Source organism: Campylobacter concisus UNSWCS, from assembly GCF_000466685.1.
GTDB classification, from domain to species: Bacteria; Campylobacterota; Campylobacteria; order Campylobacterales; family Campylobacteraceae; genus Campylobacter_A; species Campylobacter_A concisus_A.
The window spans coordinates 1-316 of sequence record NZ_ANNG01000165.1; the positions used below are offsets into that span (position 1 = coordinate 1).

Sequence of the window (316 nt, forward strand, 5' to 3'; positions counted from 1 at the left end):
AAATCTACTAGCTAATAATAATATAGATATAAACACTAAAGATCTAAATATAAACTCTAGCCAAGATAGATTTGAATCAGATGAAAATAGTAAGTCTCTTAGCGGAAGTGCTAAATTTACTATGTATGGAGGAGGAGGTGGAAGCTTAGGTCTAGACCACTCACAATCAAACAGCTATAGTGAAAGCATCACTAATAATAACTCAAAGCTAATATCTAATAAAGATATAAATATAAACACAGCTAATGATACAACCATTAAAGGAGCAAATTTAAGAGCTGATGGAACACTAAATTTAAAAGTAGGAAATAATCTA

Annotated in this window: 1 protein-coding gene; it reads left to right on the forward strand. The window is 29.7% G+C overall.

The window, feature by feature from the left end:
• Positions 1–316, forward strand: a 316-nt coding sequence (locus UNSWCS_RS11390; RefSeq protein ID WP_035144332.1) for a hemagglutinin repeat-containing protein, incomplete at both ends; no start/stop codon positions are given.